Genomic DNA, 6,536 nt, shown 5'->3' on the forward strand with positions numbered 1-6,536 from the left:
CATACGAGACGGCTTCTTGACGTTCTACCCCCCACAGTCGCCGGCCCGATACCGCCATTGCCCCTCAGAAAACGAGGTCCACGGGGCTTGCCGACGGTGGGCCGTCGAGGCGCCACTCCGGTCCTTCGCGGACGAAGCGGTACCAGCGTGCGTCGCGGCCGTAGCGTAATTGCAGCTCTCCGTGGGTCACGCGGTTGCGCCAGATCTTCGGTTTGCCCGGGAGGCCCGCGTCGGCCAGGAGCGACTCGGCCTCGGCCAGGAGTCCCGGGCCGGGCTGCCAGGCTTCCCGCAGGGCGGCCAGGCCGCCGCGGCCTGCTTCGCGCCAGGCCTCGGCCCAGCGGACCAGGTCTCGTGGGGATATCCCCGCCGCCGTGGCGAGGGCGGTGGTCTCCGCGCCGGAGCGGCCGGCCGCGCGGCGGGCGAGGTCTTCGTCGAAGGTCAGCTCCGCCGCCGTCGGTCCACCGGCCAGGAGGTCACGGGCGAGGGAGGCCGCGTCCGCCGCGAGGGCGGACAGCGCCGCCGCCGTCCAGCCCGTGCCCGGTGGCGGGTCGAGGTCCAGCACCGCCGGCGGCCCGGCCACCCGCGGTGGCGGCGGCACGGCGGGGATCGCGCCCGGCCGTCGCGCGTAGGCGGCGCGCGGTGTCAGTCCTTCATCGACGGGCTTCGGGAGCTTCGGTTTCTCGCCGCGCGCCGGCGACCGGCGGGCGCGGAGTTCGGCCAGCACGTCGGCCCGCGGGCGGCCGCGCAGCAGGAAGAGCGTGAACGGGTCGCGGTCCACCTCGTCGGCGACCAGGTAGTACACCGCGGCGACGTGCTTGCACGGGTTCGCCGAGTCCGGGCACGAGCACCGCGGCCGCAGGTCGCCCGGGCCCGGCAGCAGGTCGACGCCCGCTTCGCGCGCCTGCTCGGTGAGCGCGCCCGGCAGCTCGCCGTCGAGCAGCGCCGCCGCGTGGCCGAGCTGGGTGCCGACCACGCCGAGCAGCGTGTCCCACTCGCCGTCGGTGAAGGTGCGCATCGTGATCGTCACCTTGTACGGCTCCGGCCGGCTGCCGCGCACCCGGGCGCTCACCGTACCGGCCCGGGCGTGCAGCTCGCTGACCGTGCCCTTCCGCGCGTACGTCCGCCCGCGCGGCAGCCGGTTCGGGTCGAGCTTCGCGCGCTTCTCCAGCGCCTCGACCCAGGCCCGGCCCCACCACGTCGTGCCGAAGTTCCGCCTCGGTGGCATCACCCGCCCCCGAGCCGGACCAGGTCGGCGAGCTCGTCGTCGGACAGTTCGGTGATCCAGTCCTCCCCCGCCCCGACGATCGACTCGGCGAGGCCGCGTTTCTTCTCGAGGACCTGCGCGATCCGCTCCTCGAGGGTGCCCTCGGCGATCAGCCGGTGCACCTGGACCGGCCGGTCCTGCCCGATCCGGTACGCGCGGTCGGTGGCCTGGTCCTCCACCGCCGGGTTCCACCAGCGGTCGTAGTGGATCACGTGGGTGGCCCGGGTCAGGTTGAGCCCGACGCCGCCCGCCTTGAGCGAGAGCAGGAACACCGGGATCTCACCGGCCTGGAACCGGTCGACCATGTCCTGCCGTTTCGCCGGGGAACTGTCGCCGGAGAGCAGCTCGGTGGGCAGGCCCCGGTCCTTGAGGCGCCGCTCGAGCAGGCGGCAGAGCTGGACGTACTGGCTGAACACCAGGACGCTTTCGCCCTCGTCGAGGATCACGTCCAGGAGTTCTTCGAACGCCGCGAGCTTGCCGGAGCGGCCGGTGAGCGCGCCGTGCGGTTCTTTGAGGAACTGCGCGGGATGGTTGCAGATCTGCTTGAGTTCGGTGAGCAGCTGCAGCACCTGCCCGCGCCGCTTGATGCCCTGCGTTTCCCGGATTTCGGCGAGGTTCTCCCGCACGACGGCCTCGTAGAGCGTGGTCTGCTCGGCGGTCAGCGGGACGAACCGGTCGGTCTCGGTCTTGGGCGGCAGTTCCGGGGCGATGTCCGGGTCGGACTTGCGCCGCCGCAGCAGGAACGGCCGGACGGTGGTGGCCAGCCGCTCGGTGACCGCCTTGTCGCGGTCGCGTTCGATCGGCCGCGCCACGGTGCGGCGGAAGCGGTCGAGCGGGCCGAGCAGGCCGGGCGTCGTCCAATCCACAATGGACCACAGCTCGGTGAGCCGGTTCTCGACCGGGGTGCCGGTGAGGGCGACCTTGGCTTGCGCGGGCACCTTGCGCAGCTCCTTGGCCGTGGCGGACAACGGGTTCTTGACGTGCTGGGCCTCGTCGGCCGCGATCAGCCCCCAGTCCACTTCGGACAGCGTCTCGCGATCGCGGCGGAGGACGCCGTAAGTGGCCAGGACGACCTCGTCGGGCGCGAGGTCGTCGAGGTGGCGGCCGCCGCCGTGGAACCGGCGGACGGGGATTTCGGGGGCGAAGCGGGCGAACTCGCGCTCCCAGTTGCCGAGGAGGGAGGTGGGGCAGAGGACGAGGGTGGGGCCGCCGCCTCGCTGGGGCGCGGGGTCGACGAGGGAATCCTCGACACCGGGAGGCGAGGGCTCGGCACCGCCCGGCGGGGACTCGCCGCCGGCGGGCGCCACCCCACCGCCGGCCGCCGGCCGCGCACCGATCGGCGGCGGCTCGGCCTCGGATGCGGTGGCTTCGTGGGGCTGGCCGCCGGGCTGCGCCTCGCCAGGGTGCGCGTCAGCCGCCGATCGGATGGCCTCGCCGGAGTGCGGGTCGGCCGCCGATCGGATGGCCTCGCCAGGGTGCGGTGGGGGCTCGGCTGCCGACGGTGCGGTCAGGTCAGGCTGTGCCGGGCCGGACTCCGCCCATCGGAACTCCGCCGGGCCCGGCCCCAGCGCACCGGACCTCGCCAGCTCGCGCCGGTGCAGGTGGAGGGCGATCAGCTGGATCGTCTTGCCCAGGCCCATGTCGTCGGCCAGGCAGGCGCCCAGTCCCAGCCCCGTCATCGTCGCCAGCCAGGACAGGCCCGCCTGCTGGTACGGGCGCAGCGTTGCGTGCAACCCCGGTGGTGGGGCCACCAGGGCGTCCGCCCGGTCGCGGATGCGCGAGGCCAGCCCACCCAGCGCCGGCGGTGCCGCGAACTCGACGCGTTCGCCGTCGAGCTCCAGCTCGCCCGTCAACGCGGCCGCCAGGGCCTCGCCCGCGTCCAGCTTGCGGGTCCGGCCCCGGACCCGGGCCAGGAGCTGCGGGTCGACCCGGACCCACTGGCCGCGCAGGCGGACCAGCGGCCGCTTGGCTTCGGCGAGCGCCGCGACCTCGGCCTCGGTCAGCTGCTCGCCGCCCAGGCTCAGCTGCCAGCGGAACTCCAGCAGCGAACGCAAGGCGAACTCCGCCTCCGTGACGCTCGCCGGCGCCTGCGTCGCGCTCGCCTTCGCCTTCACCTCCGCTGCGAACAGCCCCTTCGACCAGAGCACCTCGATGCCGGCGCCGCCGAGGTCGCGGGCGCCGTCGGTGAGCAGGTCGACGACCTCTTCGTCGGACAGCGCCAGCGAAGCGGGCGTCGCCTGGGTCAGCACCCGGCCCAGCGGCGCCCAGGCCCGTGCGCCGCGGCGCAGGCCCAGCAGCAACTGCGTCTCGACCTGGTCGCCGAGGCGGTTCAGCACCGCGTCCGGGGCCTCCCACAGCGTTGCCGCCTCCACCACCAGGCTCGGCTCCGCCATGCTGCGCACCGCCAGCACCCCGGCGAACGAGTCGTCGTCGAGGCCCTCGACCCGCAGGAGCACCTGGATCCCGCGGGGCTCGCGGGCGTCCAGCTCCGCCAGCCAGGCCGCGCCGTCCGGGCCGAGCAGGGCCGGTTCACGGGCCGCGAACGCCGGATCACCCGCGCCGACGGGTGCCGCCGGGCTGCGCACCAGCAGGTCGGCCGTCGCGTCCCACAACGCGCGGACGAGGGAGTCCGGCGAGTGCAGGCGGATGTTCTTCAGCCCGGTCAGCGGGAGCGCGTACGCCTCCGGTGGCAGCGCGCCGGCCAGCCCCCGCAGCAGTTCCTCGTCGGCGGCGTCCAGCGGGCCGATCCGCCAGGCCGCCGCCCCGCCCGGCGACGCGGCCGGCCGCAGCCGCCCCCGGGCGACGAGGTTCACCCCGGCGTTGACGGCCGCCGACCACGCCGCCACCGCCGGGCTGGCCTCCTCCCCCACCGACAGCAGCCGGGGCAGCGCCCGCTCCAGGGGGATCAGCTCGGCCTCGACCTTCGTCCGCGCGAACTTGGCTCCCCGGGGCAGCACGAGCTCGATCGTGGTCCCGCCGGCCACGTCCTCGCCCCACAGGGCCAGCACCCCGTCCCGCGGGGGATCCGCGGGGAGGTAGGTGGCCTGGGTGTCTGCGCTGAACTCCACGACCGCAACGCTAGAACACGACCCCGACAGTTTTGCCTCCGGCGGCGCGAACGGTCCTTTCGCACCGTTGCTCGACGCAACCCACCCGTGCGCCGCGGGGCATCAGCCGCGGGGCAGGCCCAGCAGCCGTTCGGCCGTGAGGGAACGCAGGACCTGCGTCGTGCCGCCCGCGATCGAAAGGCAGCGGGTCAGCAGGAATTCGTGCTGCGGCGAGCCGTCGGCGAGCAGCGCGCCCGCGCCGGCCAGCTCCAGCGCGAACTCCGCCACGTCCTGCCGGTGCTGCACGCCGAGCAGCTTCCGGACGCTCGACTCCGCACCGGGGTCCTGCCCCTCCAGCCGGCGCAGGGCCGCCCGCAGGTCCAGCACCGACCCGGCGACCCCGTCGGCCACCAGCGCGCCGAGCCGGTCGAGAGCCACCTCGTCCAGAGCCGAGGCGTCCACTGTGGACACCAGGGTCTGCGCGCTCTCGCCGACCGCCGAGCCGCTGCCGATGGCCACCCGTTCGTTGGCCAGCGTCGTGCGCGCCAGCCGCCAGCCGCCACCCGGCGAGCCGACGACGTCGGCGTCCGGCACGAACACGTCGTCGAGGAACACCTCGTTGAACACGGCCTCGCCGGTGATCTCGCGCAGCGGCCGCGTCGTGATGCCGTCGGCGCGCATGTCGACCAGGAAGTACGTGATGCCCTTGTGTTTGGGCGCGTCCGGGTCGGTGCGGGCCAGGCAGATGCCCCAGTCGGCTTCGCGGGCCAACGACGTCCACACCTTCTGCCCGGACAGCCGCCAGCCGCCGTCGACGCGCCGGGCCGCCGTCCGCAGCGCCGCCAGGTCGGACCCGGCGCCGGGCTCGCTGAACAGCTGGCACCAGGTGAGCTCGCCGCGCAGGGTGGGCCGGGCGAACCGGGCGCGCTGCTCGTCGCTGCCGTGCTCGAGGATCGTCGGCACCGCCCACGCGCCGATCACCAGGTCCGGACGGCGGACGCCGGCGGCGCTCAAGGCGGCGTCGATCCGCAGCTGCTCCGCGGCATCGGCGCCCCGGCCGTAGGGCGCCGGCCAGTGCGGGGTCAGCAAACCGGCGTCGGCCAAGGCGACCCGCTGATCACCAGGGGGCAACGCGGCGATCCGCGCGACCTCCTCCCGCAGCGTGGGGTCGTCACCGACGTCGACGCCCAGCGTCCGCACGGTCCCGGACAGCGCCAGCGACGCCGCTCGCCGCCGCCACGACCCGCCGAGCCATTGCCGCAGGGCCACGGCCCGGCGCAGGTACAGGTGGGCGTCGTGCTCCCAGGTGAACCCGATCCCGCCGAGCACCTGGACGCAGTCCTTGGCGTTGGCGACGGCCGCGTCGAGGGCGACGACGGCCGCGCTCGCCACCGAAAGCGGGTGCTGCCCCGAAGCCGCGTCCCAGGCCAGCGCTTCGGCGGCTTCGGCGCGGCACAGCATCTCGGCGCACAGGTGCTTGATCGCCTGGAACGCCCCGATCGGCTTGCCGAACTGCTCCCTGACCTTGGCGTACTCGACGGCGACGGTCAGGCACCGCCGCGCCACGCCCGCCGCCTCGGCCGCCGCCAGGGTCGCCGCCAGCGGGGCGACCGGCGGCAGGGTGAGGAGATCGCCACGGACCCCCGAGAACCGGATCCGCGCCAGCGGGCGCGAGAAGTCGAACGCGGCCAGGGGCTCGACGCTCACCCCGGGCGTGCCGGGAGCGAGCAGGACGTGGCCACCCTCGACCGGGACCAGCAGCCAGGTCCCGGCGTCCGCGCCGGGCACCGGCTCGGTGACGCCGTCGTCGAGCGACGGCGCGTCCAGCAGGACCGCGACCGTGGCCTCCCCCTCGGCCAGGGCCGGGAGCAGCTCCTTCGCTTCGGGGATTTCGGCGAGCAGCAGGCCGGCGAGGGCGGTGCTCAGCACCGGTCCGGGAACGAGTTCTTCGGCCGCCGCGGCGAGCCCGGCGGCGAGGTCGGCGACACTGCCCTCGGCCCCGCCGGCCGCCGCGGGCAGCGCGACACCGAACAGGCCGAGCGCGGCGAAGCCGGCCGGGATTGCCGCCCCGGAACGGGTTTCCGCGGCGCGCACCGCCTCCCGGGGGTGATGAGCCGCGGGCCACGCGGGGGTGGCCTGGGGCCGCGCGGCCGGTTCCACGGGGTGGGCGCCCCGCCCTGGGGCTACACGCCGGGGCGCGGGCCCGACAAGCCCGTGTTGTAAGT

The 6,536-nt window shown here is 75.2% G+C and carries 3 protein-coding genes; all 3 read right to left on the minus strand.

The features are described from left to right. Nucleotides 1-64: 64 nt before the first annotated feature. The 3 genes from ACFVYA_RS11315 to ACFVYA_RS11325 all read right to left on the minus strand — a co-directional run bounded on the left by ACFVYA_RS11315 (nucleotide 65) and on the right by ACFVYA_RS11325 (nucleotide 6,471). Entirely contained in the window at nucleotides 65-1,225 is a 1,161-nt protein-coding gene (locus ACFVYA_RS11315; RefSeq protein ID WP_387044567.1) for an SWIM zinc finger family protein, read from the minus strand. Next, on the minus strand, nucleotides 1,225-4,332 hold the full coding sequence (locus ACFVYA_RS11320; protein ID WP_387044568.1) for an SNF2-related protein: 3,108 nt from the start codon (nucleotides 4,330-4,332) through the stop codon (nucleotides 1,225-1,227). Before ACFVYA_RS11320 ends, ACFVYA_RS11315 begins: the two co-directional genes overlap by 1 nt. Nucleotides 4,333-4,434: 102 nt before the next feature. Beyond that, nucleotides 4,435-6,471, minus strand: coding sequence for an acyl-CoA dehydrogenase family protein (locus ACFVYA_RS11325; protein WP_387044569.1), 2,037 nt, complete (start codon nucleotides 6,469-6,471; stop codon nucleotides 4,435-4,437). Nucleotides 6,472-6,536: the final 65 nt, after the last annotated feature.

Origin of the sequence: Amycolatopsis sp. NPDC058278, assembly GCF_042881395.1 — a bacterium.
Lineage (GTDB): Bacteria > Actinomycetota > Actinomycetes > Mycobacteriales > Pseudonocardiaceae > Amycolatopsis.